This window comes from Rhizobium acaciae (assembly GCF_025941625.1).
Classification (GTDB): domain Bacteria; phylum Pseudomonadota; class Alphaproteobacteria; order Rhizobiales; family Rhizobiaceae; genus Rhizobium; species Rhizobium acaciae.
Genome location: NZ_JAPCZO010000003.1, coordinates 194,352 through 216,123, shown reverse-complemented (window position 1 = coordinate 216,123; position 21,772 = coordinate 194,352). Strand labels below are relative to the sequence as shown.

The following is a 21,772-nucleotide window of genomic DNA, read 5'->3' as shown; positions in this document are numbered from 1 at the left end:
AAAGGAAGCAAGATGACCGCGCTCAGCAAGGAACAACGGACCGAATTCGAAGCTGCCGCCTTCCGCCGCCTCGTCGCACATCTTCGCGAACGCAGCGACGTCCAGAACATCGATCTGATGAATCTGGCCGGCTTCTGCCGCAACTGCCTGTCGAACTGGTATCGCGAAGCCGCCGAGGCCGAAAGTGTCCCGGTTACCAGGGACGAATCGCGCGAGATGGTCTATGGCATGTCCTATGAGGACTGGAAGAATCTTCACCAGAACGAGGCCTCGCCTGTGCAAAAGGCTGCTTTTGAACTGAACAATCCACACAAATAGCTTGGCTGGCCGCGAACAGGCTTGACCGTGACGCCGCTTCGCGGCAGTCACTGGCATCCAAAATTGATCACCGAAAAACCAGGAGAACACGATGTCTGATGCTCATGGCGTCGCCCGCGATCAGCTTCGCGCTTTCATCGAGCGCATTGAACGGCTGGAAGAAGAAAAGAAGACCATCGCCGACGACATCAAGGACGTCTATGGCGAGGCCAAGGGAATGGGCTTCGATACCAAGATCCTGAAGAAGGTCGTGGCGCTGCGCAAGAAGGACGAGCAGGAACGCATGGAAGAGGAAGCAATCCTCGACACCTACCTGCTCGCGCTCGGTATGATCGAGTCGCCGCCGGAGGGCTGATCCGCTCACATCGCCGATATCGATAAGCCGCCGGGGCCTCCGGCGGTTTTTCTTTTGCGCGCGAGGCGGAACGGCCATCTCGCTCCATCGAAACAGCAAAAAGAAAACCGCCGGATCGCTCCGGCGGTTTTCGATATTCCGTATTCGGTAGGCTCAGTTCGTGTTGAACTTGCGCACTTCCATGAAGTTCACAGCCGTGCCGCTGAAGCGGGCCGGGTCGACCGAAGCGGTCTTGACGTTGAAGCCCTCGGCATAAACGGCGGTCGGCTGGGCACGCATCGTCTGGCTGACGAACCGCGGCGCCTTGACCTGCTTGGAGGCCATTTCCAGGCGGGCATTGGTGAGCGCCCACTGCGAAATCATCTTTTCCGTCAGCTTCGGTTCGGTGCGCACCGTCGTGCGGCTGGCATCCGCTGCCGCGGCTTCCTTATGCGTCGGGCGACCACCCTTGGCAGGAAGCCCCTGCGCCACGGCGCTTTCGACAGCCGGTTCGTCGAAGCCGTCGCCAAAGCTTGCCGACTTGGTCATCGGCGCCAAGGCGGCGAGTTCGAGCGGCGGCTTTGCGGCAGGCGCCTTTTGCGTCATCGCGGCGTTGATCGCCTGCTCGACCGTCTGCGGCGGCGCCTTCGACGCGATCTGGCTTTCCACATCCTCGTTTCGCTGTTGGTCGAGCGCATCGGCAACGGCGGGAGACAGCGCGTCCTGATCGGCTTCGTCGGCGTCTGCCTCCGGATCGGCATCGGCCGCGGCAAGAAGGTTCTCGGCAACGGAAGGCCGTTCGATCGGCGTCGGAACCGGCAGCGCATTCGCGCCCGTCAGCAAGGGATCGGTCGATGCAACCTCGGCGTCGCCAGGGGCGCGGCGCTGACCGAGAAGCGAGGGAACCGGAATGCTGTAGGCGCTGAGATCGGCGAACTGCTGCGGCTGGGCCTGATCGGCCGGAAGGGCCGCCGCAAGAGCCTGTTGTGCGGCATTACCCGAAGGCGGGGCGACGAGTGCACTCGCCACTTCGCTGGCCGCCGGCTGGTTGCTGAATGCCGGGCGAACCTGCGGCACCGGCGCGTTCAGATCGGCGACTTCGGTCTGTTGCGGTTCGGCAGGGGCGGGCTCGGCCTTCGGCGGCGTCGCCTTGGCGACGGCGACAGGCGTGGAATCGTCCGACTCGTCTTCCTGCTCGTCCGCTCCGCCGCCAAACAGCGCGGCAAACAGCGTCTTGTGCTTCGGCGCCGATTCGGAAACGCTGGCGATCTGGATCTGCGGGCCGCTGCCGCGGCGCTTATAGTCGGCCATCGCCTGCTGGTAGCCCGGCAGCGGCTTGCCGTCGGCCGGAATATGGATGGTGTTGCCCTTGGGGAAAAGCCTGACGAGTTCGTCGCGGCTCATGCGCGGCCATGCGCGAACGCCGCCGACATCCATATGCACGAAGGGCGAGCCCGATTTCGGATAGAAGCCGACGCCGCCGACCTGCATCTTCATGCCGATGGCGCGCAGCGTCGCGAGTTTGACGTCTGGAATGAAGAAATCCATCGCCTTGCCGAGCATATGCTGGCTTTTTTCGGCGACGCCGGATTTGCGCGAGCGGCCGCGCAGCATCTCGTTCGTCCCCGGCGAACGGAAACCGCAGACGACGTTGATGTAATCCCTCGAACCGCTCTGGCGATAGACTTCCCAGATCAGGTCGAACAGGCGCGGGTCCATCTTCGTCGGCTGATTCTTGCGCCAGTCGCGCAGGAAGCGGTTCAGCTGCTCCAGACCCTTGGGGTCGAACTTGCCGTTACGCTTATAGGTGATGACGGCTTTTTCGCCGGTATGAATGAAATAGAGCTTGAGGCTGCGGGTGTCGCCCGCTGCCTGCGAAGGCGTACCAACGAATACCGGTGAGGAAACCGCGAGCGCAAGAAGGGCGGCCGCTACCGTCCTTATTGCCTTTCCGCAAATGTCGGCGCACAACAAACGCCAGCTCAAGCGCGAAGGCTTGGAATTCCCATTCAGATTCGGCAACTCGATCCCCGTCAGACAGACAATGTCCCGTACTGTCTCAGATGACTGTCAAATGCGGTCACACGATGGCAAAAATGCCACACATGATCAACCTTTTCTTTACAGAGTGAACGCGCCACTAACAAGTGGTTTATGACTAGTAACAAAACGTGGTTGCCTTAATCTTAATGAAAAGCGCTTAAGCCGCATCTTTCTGGGGATTGTCGGGGTCTATGCCGTAGTCCTTGAGCTTGCGATAAAGTGTGGATCGGCCGATGCCGAGTTTGCGTGCTACTTGACTCATCTGGCCGCGATAGAATTTAAGTGCGAATCGGATGAGCTCCTCCTCGACATCGGCAAGCTTGCGCACGTCTCCGGCAGGATTGACGCTGGCAATCGCGTTTTCCGAAGCCTCGGACAGGCGGTGGTGGTGCGCCTCTCCCGACATCGACGTCCTGAAATCCTCGCCATAGCCGTTGTCGGGATCGAGGCCGGTATTGTCGGCAACGAGTGCCAGGTGATCCACGACGTCATATTCCGGAAGCTGGGCGGCGATCTGCGGGAAATCAGCCTCGGTCAGCTCCGGCCCTTCGGCCAGAACGACCGCGCGGAAGATCGCGTTTTCGAGCTGGCGGATATTGCCCGGCCAGTCATAGGCGGTCAGCAAAGCCAGCGTGCCGGCATTCACCGTCATGCGGCGGCCGTTCTTCTGCTCGCTGGAGAAGCGGTCGGCAAAGACGCGCACCAGATGCGGAATGTCTTCCTTGCGCTTGCGCAGCGCCGGAATGGTGATCGGGAAGACGTTGAGGCGATAGTAGAGATCCTCGCGGAAATGGCCGTTCTTGACCTCCTCGATCAGATCCTTGTTGGTCGCAGAGATCAGCCGGACATTGACCTTGTGCGCGGTGCGCGCACCGACGGTCTCGATCTCGCCCTGCTGCACGGCACGTAGAAGCTTCACCTGCACCTCGAGCGGCAGATCGCCGATCTCGTCGAGGAAGATGGTGCCGCCGTCGGCTTCCATGAATTTGCCGATATGACGCTCGGTCGCGCCGGTAAACGCGCCCTTCTCGTGACCGAAGAGAATGCTTTCGACCAGATTATGCGGGATCGCCCCGCAATTGACAGTGACGAAGGGCTTGTTCGAGCGGTCGCCGCCGGACTGGATGGCGCGCGCCACCAGTTCCTTGCCAACGCCGGATTCGCCTTCGAGCACGACGGGAATGTTGGACTGAGCCGCCCGCTGGGCGAGATCGATGACACGGAGCATCGCCGGGCTTGCCGAGACGATATCGTCGAAGCCGACCGAACCTGAGCGCGACCGGCGTCCGGCCCGCGCCTTCACCTCGCGCTGGTCGAGCTTCATCGCGTTCGAGATCGAATTGGCGATGCGTTCGGGCGAGACCGGCTTGACGACGAAATCGAAGGCGCCGGCGCGCATCGCCTGCACCACCGTTTCGATGCCGCCCTGCCCCGTCTGCACGATGACGGGGATCTGCGTGCCGAATTCGTGAAGCGCGTCGAGGAATTCGAGGCCGGTCATCTCCGGCATCATCAGGTCGAGCACGATAACGTTGAAAAAGCCGCTGTCGCGTTTGACCATTTCCAGGCCGATACGGCCATTTTCCGCCTGGTGCACGACATGGCCGTGACGCTCGATTGCGTTCTTGAGCAGGCGGCGCTGCACGGGGTCGTCCTCGACCACGAGGATTTGCCCTGCTCCCTTGAGCTCATTGTAACCGGTCATTGTCGCCTCACTTCATGCGAAACCATGAAGCGCACTCTGACAGCAAGGCTTGAACATCCAGTTTTGAGAAATAATTGCATTTTAACGATTGCAACGGGTCGTTTTCGTGCCGAAGCGAGGCCTTTCATGCGCCGAAAACCCGTTGATGCGGGGCGTTAGCACGCTTACAGCGCCGCGCGTCTTTTCAGACGCGCAAAGGACGCTGTAACACTTTGAATCGACGCATCGTGCTTTCCGAAAATCGATTCCGATTTTCGGGCCGATGCGGTAGACAAGCAGACTGTTATGAAAGTGGAGAGGAATTGCGCCCATGAAAATCAAGCTTCCGCACGCTGGCCTTCTTTTATCGGCAGCAGTGCCAGCTGGGGCCGCCGATGCGGCGCTCGGCGATCTGCCGGTCTGGAAGCTGCAGGATCTTTATCCCTCCGCCACCTCCACCGCCTTCGTCGCCGACATGGAAAAGGCCGGCAAGGCAGCGATCGCCTTCGAAGAAAAGTGGAAGGGCACACTCACTGAGGCGGCGGCGAAGACCGGCGCTGAGGGCATCGGCGCGGCGCTGAAGGAATATGAGGCGCTGGACGACATCATCGGCCGTCTCGGCTCCTTTGCCGGCCTGACCTATTTCTCCGACACCACCAATCCAACAAACGGCAAGCTCTATGGCGACGTACAGGCCAAGATCACCGAATTTTCCGGCCATCTCCTGTTCTTCGCGCTGGAACTGAACCGCATCGACGACGCGGTGATCGACGCCTGCATGGCGAATGATCCCGCGGCCGGACATTATCGCCCTTGGCTGCTCGATCTCAGGAAGGACAAGCCCTACCAGCTCGACGACAGGCTGGAACAGCTCTTCCTCGAGAAGTCGATGACATCGGCCGCCGCCTTCAACCGCCTCTTCGACGAAACCATGGCGGAACTTCGCTACGAGATCGATGGCGAGAAAGTGCCGCTCGAAGTGGCGCTGAACAAGCTGCAGGAAAAGGATCCGGAAGTGCGCCGCAAGGCAGCCATGGCGCTCGCCGAAACCTTCAAGGCGAATATCCGCACCTTTACGCTGATCACCAACACGCTTGCCAAGGATAAGGAGATCGCCGACCGCTGGCGCGGTTTCGAGGACATCGCCGACAGCCGCCACCTGGCAAACCGCGTCGAGCGCGAGGTCGTCGATGCGCTGGCCGCGGCCGTCCGCGAAGCCTATCCCCGCCTTTCGCATCGCTATTACAAGATGAAGGCGAAATGGCTCGGCATGGAGCAGATGAATTTCTGGGACCGCAACGCGCCGCTTCCGGAAACCTCCAGCGCCATCATCTCCTGGCCGGAGGCGAAGGACACGGTGCTTTCGGCCTATGGCAATTTTGCCCCGGAGATGGCTGATATCGCCAGGCGCTTCTTCGACGAACAGTGGATCGATGCTCCGGTCCGTGCCGGCAAGGCGCCCGGCGCCTTCGCGCATCCGACGGTTCCCTCCGCCCATCCCTATGTGCTCGTCAATTATATGGGCAAGCCGCGCGATGTGATGACCCTTGCCCATGAACTCGGGCACGGCGTGCATCAGGTTCTCGCCGGCGCACAAGGGGCGCTGATGTGCCAGACGCCGCTGACGCTTGCCGAAACCGCTTCCGTCTTCGGCGAGATGCTGACCTTCCGCGCGCTTCTGCAAAAGACCACCGATACGCGCGAGCGCAAGGCGATGCTCGCCCAGAAGGTCGAGGACATGATCAACACGGTCGTGCGCCAGATCGCCTTCTACGAATTCGAGCGCAAGCTGCACACCGCCCGCAAGGCTGGCGAACTCACAGCTGACGACATCGGCGAACTCTGGCTCTCCGTCCAGTCGGAAAGCCTTGGGCCGGCGATCAGCATTTCCGAGGGATACGAGACCTACTGGGCCTATATCCCCCACTTCATCCACTCGCCCTTCTATGTCTACGCCTATGCCTTCGGCGATTGCCTGGTGAATTCGCTCTATGCCGTCTACCAGAAGGCCGAGAAGGGCTTTCAGGAGAAGTATTTCGAACTGCTGAGGGCCGGCGGCACCAAACATCACTCGGAACTGCTGAAGCCTTTCGGCCTTGACGCTACGGATCCGTCGTTTTGGAGCCAGGGCCTGTCGATGATCGAAGGGCTGATCGACGAGTTGGAAGCGTTAGATCGAGCGGCCTGATCAGCTCTATCCCCACGCCAAACCTCTTCCCGCTAGGGAGAGGCGCCGGCTGGCGGACCAGGAGATCGCACTCCAAGAAAAGACGCCGATGGCCGAAACCCAACCCTATATTCTGTTCCGCGACGACGCGACCGGACAGGTGATGCTTTTCGCCGAGCCGGCAGAGATCATCCTTGCCAGGACGCGCGCCGAGTTCTTTGCAGGCCTTATCAGGATGGAGCAGGCCAAGGCCGCAGGCAAATGGCTTGCCGGTTACATGGCCTATGAGGCCGGATACCTCTTCGAGGAAAAACTTGCTCCCTTCGCCGGAGAACATCGCGAAACCCCGCTACTCTGTTTTGGCGTGTTCGACGCTCCGCAGGCCGATACGCATCCGCTTGCCCAACCAAAACAGCGCCTCGAAAACGAGGAATTCCTCACCGCCCCGAAAGCTGCCTGGGATTTCCCCATATATAAAGAGCGCTTCGACCGCCTCCACCAGCACCTGCGGCTCGGCGACGCCTATCAGGCGAACCTCACCATGCCGGTCGAGGCTCACTGGAACGGCGATCCTCGTGCCGCCTTTTGGTCGCTGATCGAACGCCAGCCGGTCAAATACGGCGCGCTGGTCGATCTCGGCGGCCCGATCATCCTCTCGCGGTCGCCCGAACTTTTCTTCCGCACCGATGAAGAGGGTTGGATCGAGACCCATCCGATGAAGGGCACGGCGAAACGCGGCGCTACCGCCGCCGAGGATGCCGAAATCATCGAGGCCATGCGCCGCGATATCAAGACGCAGGCGGAAAACCGCATGATCGTCGATCTCCTGCGCAACGATATCTCCCGCATCACCGAGGTCGGCACGCTCGACGTCCCGAAGCTCTTCGACATCGAGACCTATCCGACCGTCCACCAGATGGTGAGCCATGTCCAGGCAAGGCTCCGCCCCGATCTTTCGATCCGCGACATCTTCTCCGCGCTCTTCCCCTGCGGTTCGATCACCGGCGCGCCGAAGATGCGGGCAATGGAAATCCTCCATGCGCTCGAGGATGTCCCGCGCGACGCCTATTGCGGCGCAATCGGCATGATCTCGCCCGCCGGCGCCATGCGTTTTTCCGTCGCCATCCGCACGATCACGCTTTTTGACGGCGGCAGGGCAGTCTTCAATGTCGGCGGCGGCATCGTGTTCGATTCGACCGCCGAGGCCGAATATGAAGAATGCCTGCTCAAGGCTCGCTTCGCTGTCGGCGACCAATGGATTGCGCGATGATCGATTTTTCGCTGATCGAGACGCTGCGCTGGCAGCCCGGCGAGGGCTTTATCCGCCTGCGGCTGCATCTCGCCCGGCTTTCCCGCTCCGCCCGTCGGCTTGGCTTCCCGCAACCGATCGAGGCGGCGGCCAAGCTCGACGAAGCCGTTGCGGGTGCTGCCGGTCCGCTGCGCATCCGCCTGATCTTCGACGCGCAAGGCCAGATCGAGGTGACGAGCGCCGCTTTCGCGCCCCTGGCGCCCGATACCATCTGGACCGTCCGTGTCGCCGAGACCCGCCTGAATTCCGCCGACAGGCTGCTGCGCGTCAAGACCACGCGCCGCGCCATCTACGAGACCGCACGCGCCGAATACACGCCAGCCGAGGCCGATGAAGTTATCCTTTTGAACGAGTGCGGCGAAGTCTGTGAAGGCACCATCACCTCGATCTTCCTGGACGACGGAACCGGCATCCTGCGCACCCCGCCGATCTCCTGCGGCCTGCTCGCCGGCGTGCTGCGCACCGAGCTCATCTGCCGGCGCCAAGCCCGCGTCGGCCGCGTCACGCTTGCCGATCTCGATGCCGGCACGCTTTATATCGGCAATTCGCTGCGCGGCCTGATCCGCGCAAACCTCGTCAGGAGCTGACCATGTTCATTCTCTCGCTCACCTATGTGAAACCCAACGATGAAGCCGACAGGCACATGGAGCCGCACATGGCCTGGGTGAAGGAGGGTTATGCCAAGGGCTGGTTCCTCGCTTCCGGCCGCAAGGTGCCGCGCACCGGCGGCGTCATCCTCGCAATCGGCGATCGCACCGCAATAGAGGCCTATGTCGCCGCCGATCCCTTCATCATCCATGGCGTCGCCGAATATGACATCACCGAGCTTGCCGTAACGACGGCGGTCGAAGGACTGGAAATCCTGAAGGGCTGAATTTGCAGGAGCAAATCATGGATGATCTCGCAGCCTATCTGAAAGAGCTCGAAGAAAAACTCTTCGACCCAGCCGTTCGCGCCTCGCGGGAGATGCTGACTACGCTGCTCTCGCGCGATTTCCGCGAAATCGGCAGTTCCGGACGGCTCTATACCTTCGACGTCATTGTGCCCAGTCTTTTGGCCGAGCAACGGACGGGAACGTCCCGCGGTGAGCATTTCGAAACCCAAAGACTTGCGGAGCACATCGCGCTCGTCACCTACCGCGCCATTTACACAGACACCGACGGAAGCGAAAGGCGGACGCTGCGCAGTTCCATCTGGCGGCTGGAAGAGGACGGGCACTGGCGCATGCTCTTCCACCAGGGCACCGTCATCGGTTAAGCCAATCCATGCGGTCTGCCGATCCCCAGGACGGTTTCGCCGGCCCCTATCGCCACTCGATATTTGGCCTTTCCCCGTCAACGCTCTTTATTGTGACGTCGTTTTATGGTTAGAGCCGGTCACCTCGCACTCTCTGCGGCAATTTCAAAACAATTCTTCGGGCTGAACGCCTTCGTCGCCTTCCACAGGAGAAAAGAATGACGGAACAGAATTATCCGGTATATGCCGAAATTACCGGTCCGATCGTAATGATCGGCTTTGGCTCCATCGGCCGCGGCACCCTGCCCCTGATCGAGCGCCATTTCAAATTCGACAAGAGCCGGATGGTCGTCATCGACCCTCGTGAAGAGCCCTCCGACATGGAGATCCTGAAGAAGCACGGCGTTCGCCACATCAAGGAATATGTCACTAAGGACAATTACAAGGAACTGCTGAAGCCGCTGCTGACGGAGGGCGAAGGTCAGGGCTTCTGCGTCAACCTTTCGGTCGATACCTCCTCGCTCGACATCATCAAGCTCTGCCGCAAGCTCGACGTTCCCTATATCGACACGGTTGTCGAGCCCTGGCTCGGCTTCTATTTCGACAAGGGCATGAGCAATGCCGACCGCACCAACTATGCGTTGCGCGAAACCATGCGCAAGGAAAAGGCGAAGAACCCGGGCGGCGCCACCGCCGTCTCCACCTGCGGCGCCAATCCCGGCATGGTCTCCTGGTTCGTCAAGCAGGCGCTCGTCAACCTCGCCAAGGACATCGGCCTCAAGTTCGAGGAGCCGGACCAGCACGATCGCGAAGGCTGGGCAAAGCTGATGAAGAAGGTCGGCGTCAAGGGCATTCACATCGCCGAGCGCGACACCCAGCGCACCAAGCATCCGAAGCCGCTCAACGTCTTCTGGAACACCTGGTCCGTCGAAGGCTTCATCTCTGAAGGCCTGCAGCCGGCCGAACTCGGCTGGGGCACGCATGAAGAGTGGATGCCGAAGAACGCCAAGAAGCACAAGAAGGGCAACAAGGCAGCGATCTACCTGGAGCAGCCGGGCGCCAACACCCGCGTGCGGACCTGGTGCCCGACGCCCGGCCCGCAATACGGCTTCCTCGTCACCCACAACGAGTCGATCTCGATCGCCGACTTTTTCACGGTCCGCGACAAGGACGGCGAAGTGACCTTCCGCCCGACCTGCCACTATGCCTACCATCCGGCCAACGACGCCGTTCTCTCGCTGCATGAGATGTTCGGCAACGGCGGTGCGCCGCAGCCGGTCCATCACGTTCTCGACGAGGACGAGCTGGAGGACGGCATCGACGAACTCGGCGTCCTGCTCTACGGCCATGAAAAGAATGCCTACTGGTATGGCTCGCGCCTGTCGCTGGAAGAAACGCGCCGCATCGCGCCCTACCAGAACGCCACCGGCCTGCAGGTGACCTCCGCCGTCCTCGCCGGCATGGTCTGGGCGCTGGAAAACCCGAATGCCGGCATCGTCGAAGCCGACGAGATCGACTACAAGCGCTGCCTCGAAGTGCAGATGCCCTATCTCGGTCCGGTTGAGGGTCACTACACCGACTGGACCCCGCTCGACGGCCGTCCAGGCCTCTTCCCCGAGGATATCGACACCAAGGATCCGTGGCAGTTCAGGAACATTCTCGTTCGCTGAGGACGCCTGCACGGCTTTGACAATGCCCGCCGCAAGGCGGGCATTTTTGTAACGCCGGCTGTATAATTGCCGCTCGCCACCCCTCCAAGGCTTGCCTTCGTGCCGGACGCGCGCCATGTTTTGCCCGAACTTGGCGGCTGTCCGCCGCGCCGATTCGCCGGGAGAAGCCTTATGAAAATCAGAACTGGTCTTGTTCTTGTCGGTGCAGCGGCCGCTCTTGCCGCCTGCGTTTCATCAGAGCCGCGTCGCTTGCCGGTTGCAACCGCGCCAGCCGCCACCGGCGTCGAAGGCAACTGGAGCGATCCGAACGGCATCGTTTCCACCTTCCAGGGCGGTAGTTTCACCACCCGCACGACCGACAGCAACCAGCTTCTTGCCTCGGGCACCTATATCAACACCTCACCGACCTTGGTGGAGATCAACATGACTTCGCTGGTGCGCAAGACCCAGTCCAAGGTCAATTGCGCCCTCGTCAACCCGAGCCAGCTCAATTGCACCTCCGATTCCGGCGCACAGTTCACGCTTTCCCGCCGCGGCTGAAAGATGCCGCGATAGGCTAAGCACAGCATGCGTGCCTTCGCGTCTTATCTCGTCCTGCTGCTCGCCATGCCGCTTGCGGCAATTGCGGTCGTTTCACCGGCCAACGAATATCGTGCCCAGGGCATCGCCGCTCCCGATTGCGACGGGCCGCTGCAGGTGCTGATCTTCACCGTGCCGGCAGTCCTGATCTATGGTGCAGGCGCGCTCCTTGCCTATCCGGCCGGCCGGCGCTTTCATCGCCTCGTTTCCCTTCTCTGCCTGATCATCGCGCTCGCGACGGTCCCGAATATCGCAGAGGCCGTCCACGAACTCTACCGAAACGCCGCCGCGGGCGAATGCCTGGGATAGGAACCCGGCTTTTTCACCCTGCCCTCTTGGAAAGCGCCGCGCCTGGCCCAGCTTTCTCTTGCGGTCGTGCATCGTCTGATGGAACATCCGCAGGCCGGGAAACCGCCCCGGCGCATAATGAAAGGGATCGGCGAGGATCAGGGGGATCTTTCGCCTCAATCAGGAGAACAGGGATGACGAAGTCTTTCAGCTTCGGTCTTTTGACCGCGTCCATGCTGGCGCTCAGCGCGGGCGCCGCCTTTGCGGATTACGAACTCAATATTCTTCATATCAACGATTTCCATTCGCGCATCGAATCGATCAACAAGTTCGACTCCACCTGCTCGGCAGAGGAGGAAGGCAAGAAGGAATGCTTCGGGGGTGCTGCCCGCCTGAAGACCGCGATCGACCAGCGCCGCCAGGCGCTATCCGGCAAGAACGTCGTCCTCCTCAATGCCGGCGACAATTTCCAGGGCTCGCTCTTCTACACGACCTACAAGGGAGCCGCCGAAGCCGAATTCCTGAACCTGATGAAGTTCGACGCCATGACCGTCGGCAACCATGAATTCGACGACAGCGAGGACGGTCTCGCGACCTTCCTCGACAAGGTGCAGTTCCCTGTCGTGACAGCGAACGTAAAGGCGACGGCCGCCTCCAAGCTCGGCGACCGCATCAAGCCGTCGCTGGTGCTCGATGTAGGCGGCCAGAAGATCGGCATCGTCGGCGCCGTCACCAATGACACGGCAGAGCTTTCCTCCCCCGGCCCGAACGTCGCGATCGCCGATGACGTCGAGGCCATTACCGCGGCCGTTCAGGATCTGAAGGGCCAGGGCGTCAACAAGATCATCGCGCTGACCCATGTCGGTTATCCCCGCGATCTCGCCCTGATCGCCAAGATCCCGGATGTCGATATTGTCGTCGGCGGCCATTCCCACAGCCTGCTCTCCAACACCGATCCGAAGGCTGAAGGCCCCTACCCGACGATGGTCGACAATCCCGGCGGCTACAAGGTGCCGGTCGTCCAGGCCGCCTCCTACAGCAAGTATCTCGGTGACCTCGTCGTCAATTTCGACGATAGTGGCGTGGTCAAGGATGCCAAGGGCGATCCGATCCTGATCGATTCCAGCTTCACGCCCGATCCGGCCGTCATTGCCCGCATTGCCGAACTGGCAAAGCCGATCGAGGAACTGCGCAAGAAGGTGATCGGCTCCTCCGAAAGCCCGATCGAAGGCGACCGCAAGGTCTGCCGCGTCAAGGAATGCTCGATGGGCAATCTGGTGGCCGACGCCATGCTCGATCGCACCAAGAACCAGGGCGTCACCATCGCCGTCCAGAACGGCGGTGGTCTACGCGCTTCGATCGACGGCGGCGAGATCACCCAGGGCGAGGTCATCACAGTTCTGCCTTTCCAGAACACGCTCGCGACGTTTGAGCTGACCGGCGCAGACATCGTCAAGGCGCTCGAAAACGGTGTCAGCCAGATCGACCAGGGCGCCGGCCGCTTCCCGCAGGTCGCCGGCCTGAAGTTCTCGTTCGACCAGTCGAAGCCCGTCGACAGCCGTATCAGCGACGTTCAGGTAAAGGACGGCGACAATTTCGCTCCGATCGACCCGGCCAAGACCTACAAGGTCGCCACCAACAACTTCATGCGGGGTGGCGGCGACGGCTACTCGATCTTCAAGGACGGCAAGAACGCCTATGACTATGGTCCGGACCTTGCCGATGTGACCGCCGAATATGTCGCCGCACATTCGCCCTACAAGCCCTACACGGATGGCCGCGTCACGGAACTGGCGCAGGCAGCGCCTGCTCCGGCTCCCTCTGCCGAACCCAGCCCTGCACCGGCTGCTCCCGCCCCTTCCACCGAGCCGGCTCCCGCTGCCCCGGCCCCAGCAGCACCAGCTCCCGCGCCGGCGGCACCTGCAGAACCGACTCCTGCACCGGCGCCAGCAGCACCCGCACCCACTGCGGAACCGGCACCCGCACCGGCAGCCTCCACACCTGCCGCGACGACGCCTTCCACCCACGTCATCGCCGCGGGCGACACCTTCTGGGATCTCGCCGTGACCTTCTATGGCGACGGCACGATGTGGCGGAAGCTTTCGGATGCCAATGGCAAGCCGAACCCGCGTCACCTGACGGTCGGCAAGGAGATCGAGGTCCCCGCCAAGTAAGACGATTTGTCTCGATGCCAATGGCCGGCCCGGGGTTTCCCGGGCCGGCTTTTGTTTCTATAGGGTGAACCACGATCTCCAGGCTGCGTATGAGCCGAAGAGACAAATGAACGTTGGGGCCAGAATGACAGCAAATATTTCACTCCGCCCGGCCGATCATCCGGCCATCAAATTTGGTAAGGTCGGTGTGCTGCTGGTCAATCTCGGCACGCCTGACGGCACCGATTATACCTCGATGCGCCGCTATCTCAGGGAATTCCTGACCGATCGCCGCGTCATCGAATGGTCGCCCTGGAAGTGGTATCCGATCCTGTTCGGCATCGTGCTCAACACCCGCCCGCAGAAGGTCGGTAAGGCCTATGAGCTGATCTGGAACAAGGAGCAGAACGAAAGTTATCTGCGCACCTATACCCGCAACCAGTCGGAGCTGATGGCCGAGCGCCTGAAGGATCTTGATAACGTTAAGGTCGACTGGGCGATGCGCTATGGCACGCCGTCGATCGGCTCGCGCATCGACGCGCTGAAGGAACAAGGCTGCGACCGCATCGTGCTCTTCCCGCTCTATCCGCAATATGCGGCGGCGACGACCGCCACAGTCAACGACAAGGCCTTCCAGAAGCTGCTCTCGATGCGCTGGCAGCCGGCGCTGCGCACCGTTCCCGCCTATCATGACGACGAGACCTATATCGAAGCGCTCGCCGCGTCGGTCGAAAGGCATCTTTCGACCCTCGATTGGAAGCCCGAGATGCTGCTCGCCTCCTTCCACGGCATACCGATGTCCTATTTCAAGCAAGGCGATCCCTATTACTGTCAATGCCAGAAGACCGGCCGGCTGCTGCGCGAGCGGCTCGGGCTCACCAAGGAAAACTTCATGGTCACCTTCCAGTCCCGCTTCGGGCCGGAGGAATGGCTGCAGCCCTATACCGACAAGACGGTGGAGAAACTCGCCAAGGACGGCGTCAAACGCATCGCCGTCATCAATCCCGGCTTCGTCTCCGACTGTCTGGAGACGCTGGAGGAGATCGCCGAACAGGCTGCCCACTCCTTCCACGAAAACGGCGGCGAGAAGTTCGCGCATATCCCCTGCCTCAACGACGGCGAGGACGGCATGAAGGTGCTGGAAAAGGTGGTCCGCCGCGAATTGCAGGGCTGGGCTTGAGAAACTTTTTTCAGAAAGCAGCGCCGCACGGATAGCTGGCGAAGATCCGAATAACCCAACCGAGACGAAACCTCCATCTCACACGGATGTGCGGCATCCGTGTGGCATTTCTTCCTCGCAAAGAACATGCTACCCCACCACATCAGTGTATGGGCGCATGCGCCGATAGGAGGAATTTTTCATGTTGTTCGGCGGCTTCGACATCGTCGTGATCGTGCTGGTCATCTTCGTCATCCTGGTACTCTTTGCCGGGATCAAGACCGTGCCGCAGGGCTACCGCTATACGATCGAGCGCTTCGGGCGTTATACCCGCACACTGGAGCCAGGCCTCAACCTCATCACCCCCTTCATCGAGCGCGTCGGCGCCAAGTTGAACGTGATGGAGCAGGTGCTGAACGTGCCGACCCAGGAGGTGATCACCAAGGACAATGCCTCGGTTTCGGCCGATGCGGTCTCCTTCTATCAGGTGTTGAACGCCGCCCAGGCTGCCTATCAGGTCTCCAACCTCGAAAACGCCATCCTCAATCTCACCATGACCAACATTCGCTCGGTCATGGGTTCGATGGATCTCGACGAACTGCTCTCCAACCGCGATGCGATCAACGACCGGCTGCTGCGCGTCGTCGACGAGGCCGTGCATCCCTGGGGCATCAAGGTCACCCGCGTCGAGATCAAGGACATTCAGCCGCCGCGCGACCTCGTCGATGCGATGGCCCGCCAGATGAAGGCCGAGCGCGAGAAACGCGCCCAGGTGCTGGAAGCCGAAGGCTCGCGCAATGCGCAGATCCTCAGGGCCGAAGGCGCCAAGCAATCCGCCATCCTGCAGGCCGAAGGCCAGCGCGAGGCCGCCTTCCGCAACGCTGAAGCCCGCGAACGCCTGGCCGAGGCCGAAGCCAAGGCGACGAAGATGGTTTCGGAAGCGATCGCCGCCGGCGACATCCAGGCGATCAACTACTTCGTCGCCCAGAAATACACCGAGGCGCTCACCTCGATCGGTTCGGCGCCCAATTCCAAGATCGTGATGATGCCGATGGAAGCCTCTTCCATCCTGAGCTCGCTCGGTGGTATCGGCGCCATTGCCCGCGAGGTCTTCGGCGATGCCGGCAGCAGCCCATCAACGCCGCTGCCGGTACCGCCGCGTCCGCGTCCCGCTCCGGCGCGCTCGACGCCACCGATCAATCCGTCGACTCCCAATCCTTTCAATCCCGAGCAGGAGCGCTAAGCCATGCTGGCGAAGATCGTCGCCGAACTCGGTCCGTGGAGCTGGTGGGTCGCGGGCCTCGTGCTGCTCGCGGCGGAAATGATCGTTCCCGGCTTCTTCCTGGTCTGGATCGGCCTTGCCGCCTTGATCGTCGGCGCGCTGTCGCTGCTCTTCTGGGACAGCGCCTTCTGGGTCTGGGAGTTGCAGGCGATCCTTTTTGCGCTTCTCGCCGTTGCCACGACCTTCGCCGGCCGCCGGCTGACGCTGCGCAATGCGACGACCGACGAGCCCTTTCTCAATCAGCGCGGCGCCAGCCTCGTCGGCCGCACGGCGACGCTGCACGAACCGATCCGCGAAGGCCGCGGCCGCATTCGCCTCGACGATACGCTATGGCAGGTGATGGGGCCCGACCTGCCCGTCGGAACACAGGTGAAGGTGGTTTCGAGCAACGGCCGCGACCTGACGGTCGAGCCCGTCTGATCGAATGATTCTGATCAAACGAAGCTGATCAGGCGACGCCGATCCGCAGCAGGTCGTGGAAATGCACCAGCCCGACCGGCCGGCGGTCCTCGTCGATGACGATCAGCGCGCCGATGTGATGCTGGTTGAGCAGCGCCAGGGCCGCGGTCGCCAGCATCGTCGGCTTCACCGTCTTCGGCGTCCGCGTCATGATGTCGTCGACGGCAAGTTCAGAGAGATTGCGCGTCAGGTTGCGCGCCATGTCGCCTTCGGTGACGATGCCGCAGAGCCGCCCATCCTCATCAAGCACACCGACGCAGCCGAAATGCTTGCGCGACAGCACCGTGATCGCCTCCGGCATCGGCGTACCCTTGGCAACGAGCGGCAGCCGCTCGCCGGTATGCATGATATCGGCGACATGCATCAGGCTCGCGCCCAGCTTGCCGCCCGGATGGAAGACGTGGAAATCCGTGGCGGTAAAGCCGCGCGCCTCCAGGAGCGCCACCGCCAACGCGTCGCCGATGGCAAGCTGCATCAGCGTCGAGGTCGTCGGCGCCAGCCCATTGGGGCAGGCCTCCTGTTCATTCGGCATCAGAAGGACGATATCGGCGGCGGCGGCGAGCGAAGAGCCTTCGCTGCAGGTGATCGCGATCAGCGGAATGGAGAAGCGCCGCGTGAAGGAAATGATACTTTTGAGCTCGGCGCTCTCGCCGCCTTTGGAAATCGCCAGCACGACGTCATCGCGCTCGATCATGCCGAGATCGCCGTGATTGGCTTCCGCCGCATGCACGAAAAAGGCGGGTGTTCCGGTCGAAGCGAATGTCGCCGCGAGCTTGGCGCCGATATGCCCGCTCTTGCCGACGCCGGTGACGATCATACGTCCGGAGATGTCGCCGATGACTTCGACGGCCCGTGTGAAAGGGCCGGCCAATCCATTGTCAAAAGCTTGTTCGAGCGCTTCAAGACCGCGTCTTTCGGTCTCTATCGTGCGTTTTGCCGACTCGAGCACGCTGTTTTCAACGAGATTGATCGCTCTTCTGTTCATGAAATTGCGTTAGACCTTTTCACTTTCCAAGTCCACCCCGCGCTCTTTCCGACCCGCACTCTTTCCGAATTGTGAACAGCGCCCGCCGCCGGCAACGAATGGTTAACCACAAGGCTTTACCTTTGGGTAAGAACCGAAAGCATGTCAGGCGCGAATTGCATGGGCCAGCCAAAACAGACGAGCAGTGTGACGCCGCTCCGCGCCATGAGCCGTGCCGTCTCTTTTGCCGTGCTCGGTGGCCTGCTTCTCAGCCAGACGGCAGCCTTCGCGCAATCCGCCTCGACGCAGCCGGCAAACGGCCGCTCCACCGCCTCTCCGGACAATCGCGCCACCAACAATGCCGCATCGGCCGCCGGTTTCGATGACGAGACCGGCGACACCGCCACGCCTGCGGCAAACGGCGCGACCGCGAACGCGGACGATGCCCAGCAGCGGCCCGCCATACCGGACGCACAAACCGGCGACGACATTACCGGCTCCATCCTCGACGAGGACATACGCCGGCTGAACACCCGCGAGGCGCCGATCGACGAGACGCTGCCGCGCCGCAGGGCTGCCGAGAGCGCCTCGACGGCAGAAACGCCGGGAATCCCGATCGGCACTTTCGTGCTCCGCCCGAGCGTCACCCAGAGCATCAACACCGAGACCACCAAGGACGGCAATACCAGGCAGCGGCGCGCTTTTCTCGAAACGGATGCGGCAGCGACACTGACTTCCGACTGGGGCCGGCACCAGCTGACCGTCACCTCGGAAGGCGCCTGGCAGAGGAATATCAGCGGCGAGGGGGAGGAGCAGCCTTCCTTTAAAGTCAACGGCGATCTCAGGCTGGATCTTCCCGACGATACGACCGCGCACCTGACCGCTGGCTATAACTTCTACCGTGAGGATACGGACGATCCCGACGCCATCGCCGACGCCGCACAGCAATCGGACGTGCAGGAATTTTCGGCCGGCGCCTCCGTCCAACGCGATTTCGGCATCCTGCGCGGCACAACGGCACTGGCACTGACCCGCTCGATCTATTCGGATGCCAAGCTTGCCAACGGCACCACCGTCGCGCTCAGCGACCGTAACCAGACGGCGGGCACGCTGCGCGGCCGCGTCGGTTACGAGCTGTCTCCCGCGCTCATTCCCTTCATCGAGGCGACGATCGGCCGTTCGGTCTACGACGAGACGCGCGATTCTGCCGGTTACGAGCGTTCCGGCCATAGCTATGGCGCCAAGGCAGGCGTCGAGGTGGATCTCGGTGAAAAGCTGAAGGGTGAAGTCGGTGTCGGCTACCAGATGGCGGATTTCGAAGACAGCCGCCTATCTTCGATCGATACCGCCACGCTCGATGCGAGCCTGCTCTGGTCGCCGATCCGCGGCACCGATGTCAATCTCGACCTGCAGACGAGCATCCAACCCTCGACCACGGCAGGCGAAAGCGGCTACGTCTCGCACGCGCTGACGACGACGGTCACCCACCAGCTGCGCGACAACCTGGTCGGGACGATGATCGGCGGAGTCATATGGCGCGACTATCCCACGGACAGCACCATCAACGACGAGCTCGTCTATACCGCCGCAACCGGCCTGACCTGGAACATCAACCGCTATCTCGATCTGACCAGTACGCTCGGCTACGAGCTGACGACGCGCAAGGAAGGCAGCGACTCGCAGCAATGGCGAGCCGGCGTCGGTCTCAAGCTGAAACGCTAAGAATGTCGGAAAATAGAGCGCCGCGTATCCGTAAGGACACGCGGCGCTCTATTACGTTGAATCTACAACTTATTTCAGGCCGGCAAGCAGTTCCCTGAAGCCGCCTTCGACGGAGGGGCGGATATCGGCGCGTTCGAGGGCGAAGGCGACGTTCGCCAGGATGAAGCCGTCCTTGGCGCCGCAGTCGTAAGTCGCGCCGCGGAAGTGGTAGCCGGCGAAATCCTGTTCCTTCAGCAGCTTCAACATGCCGTCGGTGAGCTGGATCTCGTTGCCGGCGCCGCGCTCCTGGGTTTCGAGGATCTTGAAGATCTCAGGCTGCAGGATATAGCGGCCGTTGATGAAGAAGTTGGAAGGCGCGGTGCCCTTGGCAGGCTTTTCCACCATGCCGGTGATGCGGAAACCGTCGCCGATCGCCTCGCCGACGCCGACGATGCCGTATTTATGCGCCTGGTCCGGCGCGCATTCCTCGACGGCGATGATATTGCCGCCGCTCTGGGCATAGAGGTCGATCATGCCCTTCATGCAGCCCTTGTCACCCTTCATGATCATATCGGGCAGCAGCAGTGCGAAGGGTTCGTCGCCGACGATCTCACGCGCACACCACACGGCGTGGCCGAGGCCGAGAGGCTCCTGCTGGCGAGTGAAGCTCACCGTGCCTGCCTTCGGCAATTGCTGGGCGAGAAGCGTAATCTCCGCCTTCTTGGCGCGTTCGCGCAGCGTCTGTTCCAGCTCGAAATGAATGTCGAAATAATCTTCGATGACGTGCTTGTTGCGTCCGGTGACGAAGACCAGATGTTCGATCCCCGCCTCGATCGCCTCATCGACGACATATTGAATGATTGGCTTGTCGACGACGGTCAACATTTCCTTCGGAACAGCCTTTGTCGCCGGCAGGAATCGCGTTCCCAATCCGGCAACCGGAAATACTGCTTTACGAACTTTGTTGTGTTGAGCCACACCCGGCCTCCTGCTTCGATCATATCGCTTTGGAAATAGAGCTTTTTAGCTTTAACTAGTATAGAATTGCTACTGTTTTGCAAATGGTGACCGCAGCGGGCCGCCATGGTAAAGAATTTGTTGACTCCGTTCCTGTAGTCTCGGGTCTGGGCGGACGTGATGCCCCGCTGCACCAGAAACTAAAGATGACGGATACGACTGTCGATGACCCAGAATCACAAAAACTCCCTTCGTGGTCTTGCTCTCGCCCTCGTTGTCGCCGTCCAGGTGGCACTGGTCCCCGACAACGCGAAAGCTGATTCCCGCTTCCAGAAATGGATCGCGGATTTTTACCAGACTGCCGCTCAGAGTGGCATCAGTAAGGCAACCTATCAAAAGGCCTTTTCCGGGGTGAGCGAGCCCGATCCGACCGTGCTCGAAAAGGCGGCCTACCAGCCGGAATTCACCTCGAAGATCTGGGACTATGTCGATTCCCGCGTCAACCCCTATACGGTCAAGATCGGCCGCGAGATGGCCGCCAAGCACGCAAGAACGCTCGCTGCGATCGAGCAGCGCTTCGGCGTCGACAAGACCATACTGCTGGCTATCTGGTCGATGGAATCGAATTACGGCGCAGTTCTCGACAAGGACGACCGGCTGCATTACGTGCCGCGCGCCCTGGCAACGCTTGCCTATGCCGATCCGAGCCGCGCCAAATTCGCCAAGAAACAGCTGGTCGCCGCGCTGAAGATCCTGCAGAACGGCGATGTGCCGGCACGCGAGATGACCGGCTCCTGGGCCGGCGCCATGGGCCACACCCAGTTCATTCCGACAAGCTACCTGCTTTATGCCATCGATGCCGACGGCAACGGCCATCGCGATATCTGGAACTCGATCCCCGACGCGCTGGCGACCTCGGCCAATCTCCTGATGAAGAACGGCTGGGACACCGGCAAGACCTGGGGCTACGAGGTCGTCGTTCCCGCAGCGGCTGCCAAGCAGACCGGCAGGACCCATACGTTGGCCCAATGGGCGGCACTCGGCCTGACACGCCCGAACGGCAAGGCCTTCCGCGAGAGCGCCACCAAAGCCGTCTTAAAGATGCCCGCCGGGCCCAGTGGCCCGGGTTTCCTGATGACCGCCAACTTCTTCACCATCAAGAACTACAATGCCTCGGACAGCTACGCGCTTGCCGTCGGCCTGTTGGCCGACCAGATCGCCGGCTACGGCGGCATGCAGCAGCGTTGGCCGCGCCCGAACGGCGCACTCGACATCACCGAGAAATTCGAGCTGCAGACGCGTCTGAAGACGCTCGGCTATTACAGTGGCGAGGTCGACGGCAATTTCGGCTCGGGTTCGAAGGCGGCGATATCAGCCGTGCAATCGCGCATCGGCATGCAGCCGGACGGCGAGCCTTCGCTGCCGCTTCTGAACGCACTGCGCCGCTAGATCGGGATGATCCCGGCCGG

General features: G+C 61.5%; 20 protein-coding genes. 16 read left to right on the top strand and 4 right to left on the bottom strand.

Features of this window, described 5'->3' with window-relative positions:
* The first annotated feature begins 12 nt into the window (after window positions 1-12).
* Both OLZ32_RS06780 and OLZ32_RS06775 read left to right on the top strand, forming a co-directional pair.
* Entirely contained in the window at window positions 13-318 is a 306-nt protein-coding gene (locus OLZ32_RS06780) for a DUF1244 domain-containing protein (RefSeq protein WP_017989391.1), read from the top strand.
* Window positions 319-409: 91 nt separating this feature from the next.
* Complete coding sequence (locus tag OLZ32_RS06775; RefSeq protein ID WP_003542853.1) at window positions 410-673, top strand: DUF2312 domain-containing protein; 264 nt, start codon at window positions 410-412, stop codon at window positions 671-673.
* A gap of 153 nt (window positions 674-826) precedes the next feature.
* Here OLZ32_RS06775 and OLZ32_RS06770 read toward each other — a convergent pair whose 3' ends face one another.
* Entirely contained in the window at window positions 827-2,674 is a 1,848-nt protein-coding gene (locus OLZ32_RS06770) for a DUF882 domain-containing protein (RefSeq protein WP_264420285.1), read from the bottom strand.
* 178 nt (window positions 2,675-2,852) lie between these two features.
* The gene (locus OLZ32_RS06765) at window positions 2,853-4,400 is read right to left on the bottom strand and encodes a sigma-54-dependent transcriptional regulator (protein WP_264420283.1); all 1,548 of its coding nucleotides are present in this window, start codon (window positions 4,398-4,400) and stop codon (window positions 2,853-2,855) included.
* A 310-nt stretch (window positions 4,401-4,710) separates the two neighbouring features.
* Between OLZ32_RS06765 and OLZ32_RS06760 the strand changes: the two genes are divergently transcribed.
* The 12 genes from OLZ32_RS06760 (at window position 4,711) to OLZ32_RS06705 (ending at window position 16,642) form a co-directional block, all read left to right on the top strand.
* Window positions 4,711-6,567, top strand: coding sequence for a M3 family oligoendopeptidase (locus tag OLZ32_RS06760; protein WP_003542856.1), 1,857 nt, complete (start codon window positions 4,711-4,713; stop codon window positions 6,565-6,567).
* Between the two features lie 88 nt (window positions 6,568-6,655).
* The gene (locus tag OLZ32_RS06755; protein WP_003542857.1) at window positions 6,656-7,816 is read left to right on the top strand and encodes an aminodeoxychorismate synthase component I; all 1,161 of its coding nucleotides are present in this window, start codon (window positions 6,656-6,658) and stop codon (window positions 7,814-7,816) included.
* A complete protein-coding gene (locus OLZ32_RS06750) occupies window positions 7,813-8,442 on the top strand; it encodes an aminotransferase class IV family protein (protein WP_017989393.1) in 630 nt (209 codons plus the stop codon). The genes OLZ32_RS06755 and OLZ32_RS06750 overlap by 4 nt, the downstream gene beginning before the upstream one ends.
* 2 nt (window positions 8,443-8,444) lie before the next feature.
* Complete coding sequence (locus tag OLZ32_RS06745; RefSeq protein ID WP_168303162.1) at window positions 8,445-8,729, top strand: YciI family protein; 285 nt, start codon at window positions 8,445-8,447, stop codon at window positions 8,727-8,729.
* A gap of 17 nt (window positions 8,730-8,746) precedes the next feature.
* A complete protein-coding gene (locus OLZ32_RS06740; protein WP_003542860.1) occupies window positions 8,747-9,112 on the top strand; it encodes a nuclear transport factor 2 family protein in 366 nt (121 codons plus the stop codon).
* A gap of 197 nt (window positions 9,113-9,309) precedes the next feature.
* On the top strand, window positions 9,310-10,761 hold the full coding sequence (locus OLZ32_RS06735) for a homospermidine synthase (RefSeq protein WP_264420281.1): 1,452 nt from the start codon (window positions 9,310-9,312) through the stop codon (window positions 10,759-10,761).
* 171 nt (window positions 10,762-10,932) lie between these two features.
* Entirely contained in the window at window positions 10,933-11,301 is a 369-nt protein-coding gene (omp10, locus tag OLZ32_RS06730) for an outer membrane lipoprotein Omp10 (protein ID WP_012758937.1), read from the top strand.
* 27 nt (window positions 11,302-11,328) lie between these two features.
* Window positions 11,329-11,649 (top strand): hypothetical protein, encoded by a 321-nt coding sequence (locus tag OLZ32_RS06725; RefSeq protein WP_264420278.1) that lies wholly within the window; start codon window positions 11,329-11,331, stop codon window positions 11,647-11,649.
* 173 nt (window positions 11,650-11,822) lie between these two features.
* On the top strand, window positions 11,823-13,802 hold the full coding sequence (locus OLZ32_RS06720; RefSeq protein ID WP_264420276.1) for a 5'-nucleotidase C-terminal domain-containing protein: 1,980 nt from the start codon (window positions 11,823-11,825) through the stop codon (window positions 13,800-13,802).
* Window positions 13,803-13,926: 124 nt separating this feature from the next.
* Complete coding sequence (gene hemH / locus OLZ32_RS06715; protein ID WP_264398435.1) at window positions 13,927-14,961, top strand: ferrochelatase; 1,035 nt, start codon at window positions 13,927-13,929, stop codon at window positions 14,959-14,961.
* A 181-nt stretch (window positions 14,962-15,142) separates the two neighbouring features.
* Window positions 15,143-16,183: an SPFH domain-containing protein gene (locus tag OLZ32_RS06710; protein ID WP_003542866.1), complete on the top strand. Its 1,041-nt coding sequence runs from the start codon at window positions 15,143-15,145 to the stop codon at window positions 16,181-16,183.
* Window positions 16,184-16,186: 3 nt separating this feature from the next.
* Window positions 16,187-16,642: an NfeD family protein gene (locus tag OLZ32_RS06705; RefSeq protein WP_003542867.1), complete on the top strand. Its 456-nt coding sequence runs from the start codon at window positions 16,187-16,189 to the stop codon at window positions 16,640-16,642.
* 28 nt (window positions 16,643-16,670) lie between these two features.
* Here OLZ32_RS06705 and OLZ32_RS06700 read toward each other — a convergent pair whose 3' ends face one another.
* Window positions 16,671-17,666: a KpsF/GutQ family sugar-phosphate isomerase gene (locus tag OLZ32_RS06700; protein ID WP_264420274.1), complete on the bottom strand. Its 996-nt coding sequence runs from the start codon at window positions 17,664-17,666 to the stop codon at window positions 16,671-16,673.
* Between the two features lie 159 nt (window positions 17,667-17,825).
* Between OLZ32_RS06700 and OLZ32_RS06695 the strand changes: the two genes are divergently transcribed.
* On the top strand, window positions 17,826-19,367 hold the full coding sequence (locus OLZ32_RS06695) for an outer membrane beta-barrel protein (RefSeq protein ID WP_264420272.1): 1,542 nt from the start codon (window positions 17,826-17,828) through the stop codon (window positions 19,365-19,367).
* 69 nt (window positions 19,368-19,436) lie between these two features.
* Here OLZ32_RS06695 and galU read toward each other — a convergent pair whose 3' ends face one another.
* Window positions 19,437-20,324, bottom strand: coding sequence for a UTP--glucose-1-phosphate uridylyltransferase GalU (gene galU, locus OLZ32_RS06690; RefSeq protein ID WP_003542870.1), 888 nt, complete (start codon window positions 20,322-20,324; stop codon window positions 19,437-19,439).
* Between the two features lie 204 nt (window positions 20,325-20,528).
* Here galU and OLZ32_RS06685 point away from each other — a divergent pair, with 204 nt between their 5' ends.
* Entirely contained in the window at window positions 20,529-21,752 is a 1,224-nt protein-coding gene (locus tag OLZ32_RS06685; RefSeq protein ID WP_264420270.1) for a lytic murein transglycosylase, read from the top strand.
* The last annotated feature ends 20 nt before the right edge of the window (window positions 21,753-21,772 follow it).

Bases quoted from the DNA above. Each gene is read 5' to 3' on its own strand.
- OLZ32_RS06780 (WP_017989391.1), top strand. From the start codon at position 13: ATGACCGCGCTCAGCAAGGAACAACGGACCGAATTCGAAGCTGCCGCC.
- OLZ32_RS06775 (WP_003542853.1), top strand. From the start codon at position 410: ATGTCTGATGCTCATGGCGTCGCCCGCGATCAGCTTCGCGCTTTCATC.
- OLZ32_RS06765 (WP_264420283.1), bottom strand. From the start codon at position 4,400: ATGACCGGTTACAATGAGCTCAAGGGAGCAGGGCAAATCCTCGTGGTC.
- OLZ32_RS06760 (WP_003542856.1), top strand. From the start codon at position 4,711: ATGAAAATCAAGCTTCCGCACGCTGGCCTTCTTTTATCGGCAGCAGTG.
- OLZ32_RS06755 (WP_003542857.1), top strand. From the start codon at position 6,656: ATGGCCGAAACCCAACCCTATATTCTGTTCCGCGACGACGCGACCGGA.
- OLZ32_RS06750 (WP_017989393.1), top strand. From the start codon at position 7,813: ATGATCGATTTTTCGCTGATCGAGACGCTGCGCTGGCAGCCCGGCGAG.
- OLZ32_RS06745 (WP_168303162.1), top strand. From the start codon at position 8,445: ATGTTCATTCTCTCGCTCACCTATGTGAAACCCAACGATGAAGCCGAC.
- OLZ32_RS06740 (WP_003542860.1), top strand. From the start codon at position 8,747: ATGGATGATCTCGCAGCCTATCTGAAAGAGCTCGAAGAAAAACTCTTC.
- OLZ32_RS06735 (WP_264420281.1), top strand. From the start codon at position 9,310: ATGACGGAACAGAATTATCCGGTATATGCCGAAATTACCGGTCCGATC.
- omp10 (WP_012758937.1), top strand. From the start codon at position 10,933: ATGAAAATCAGAACTGGTCTTGTTCTTGTCGGTGCAGCGGCCGCTCTT.
- OLZ32_RS06725 (WP_264420278.1), top strand. From the start codon at position 11,329: ATGCGTGCCTTCGCGTCTTATCTCGTCCTGCTGCTCGCCATGCCGCTT.
- OLZ32_RS06720 (WP_264420276.1), top strand. From the start codon at position 11,823: ATGACGAAGTCTTTCAGCTTCGGTCTTTTGACCGCGTCCATGCTGGCG.
- hemH (WP_264398435.1), top strand. From the start codon at position 13,927: ATGACAGCAAATATTTCACTCCGCCCGGCCGATCATCCGGCCATCAAA.
- OLZ32_RS06710 (WP_003542866.1), top strand. From the start codon at position 15,143: ATGTTGTTCGGCGGCTTCGACATCGTCGTGATCGTGCTGGTCATCTTC.
- OLZ32_RS06705 (WP_003542867.1), top strand. From the start codon at position 16,187: ATGCTGGCGAAGATCGTCGCCGAACTCGGTCCGTGGAGCTGGTGGGTC.
- OLZ32_RS06700 (WP_264420274.1), bottom strand. From the start codon at position 17,666: ATGAACAGAAGAGCGATCAATCTCGTTGAAAACAGCGTGCTCGAGTCG.
- OLZ32_RS06695 (WP_264420272.1), top strand. From the start codon at position 17,826: ATGGGCCAGCCAAAACAGACGAGCAGTGTGACGCCGCTCCGCGCCATG.
- OLZ32_RS06685 (WP_264420270.1), top strand. From the start codon at position 20,529: ATGACCCAGAATCACAAAAACTCCCTTCGTGGTCTTGCTCTCGCCCTC.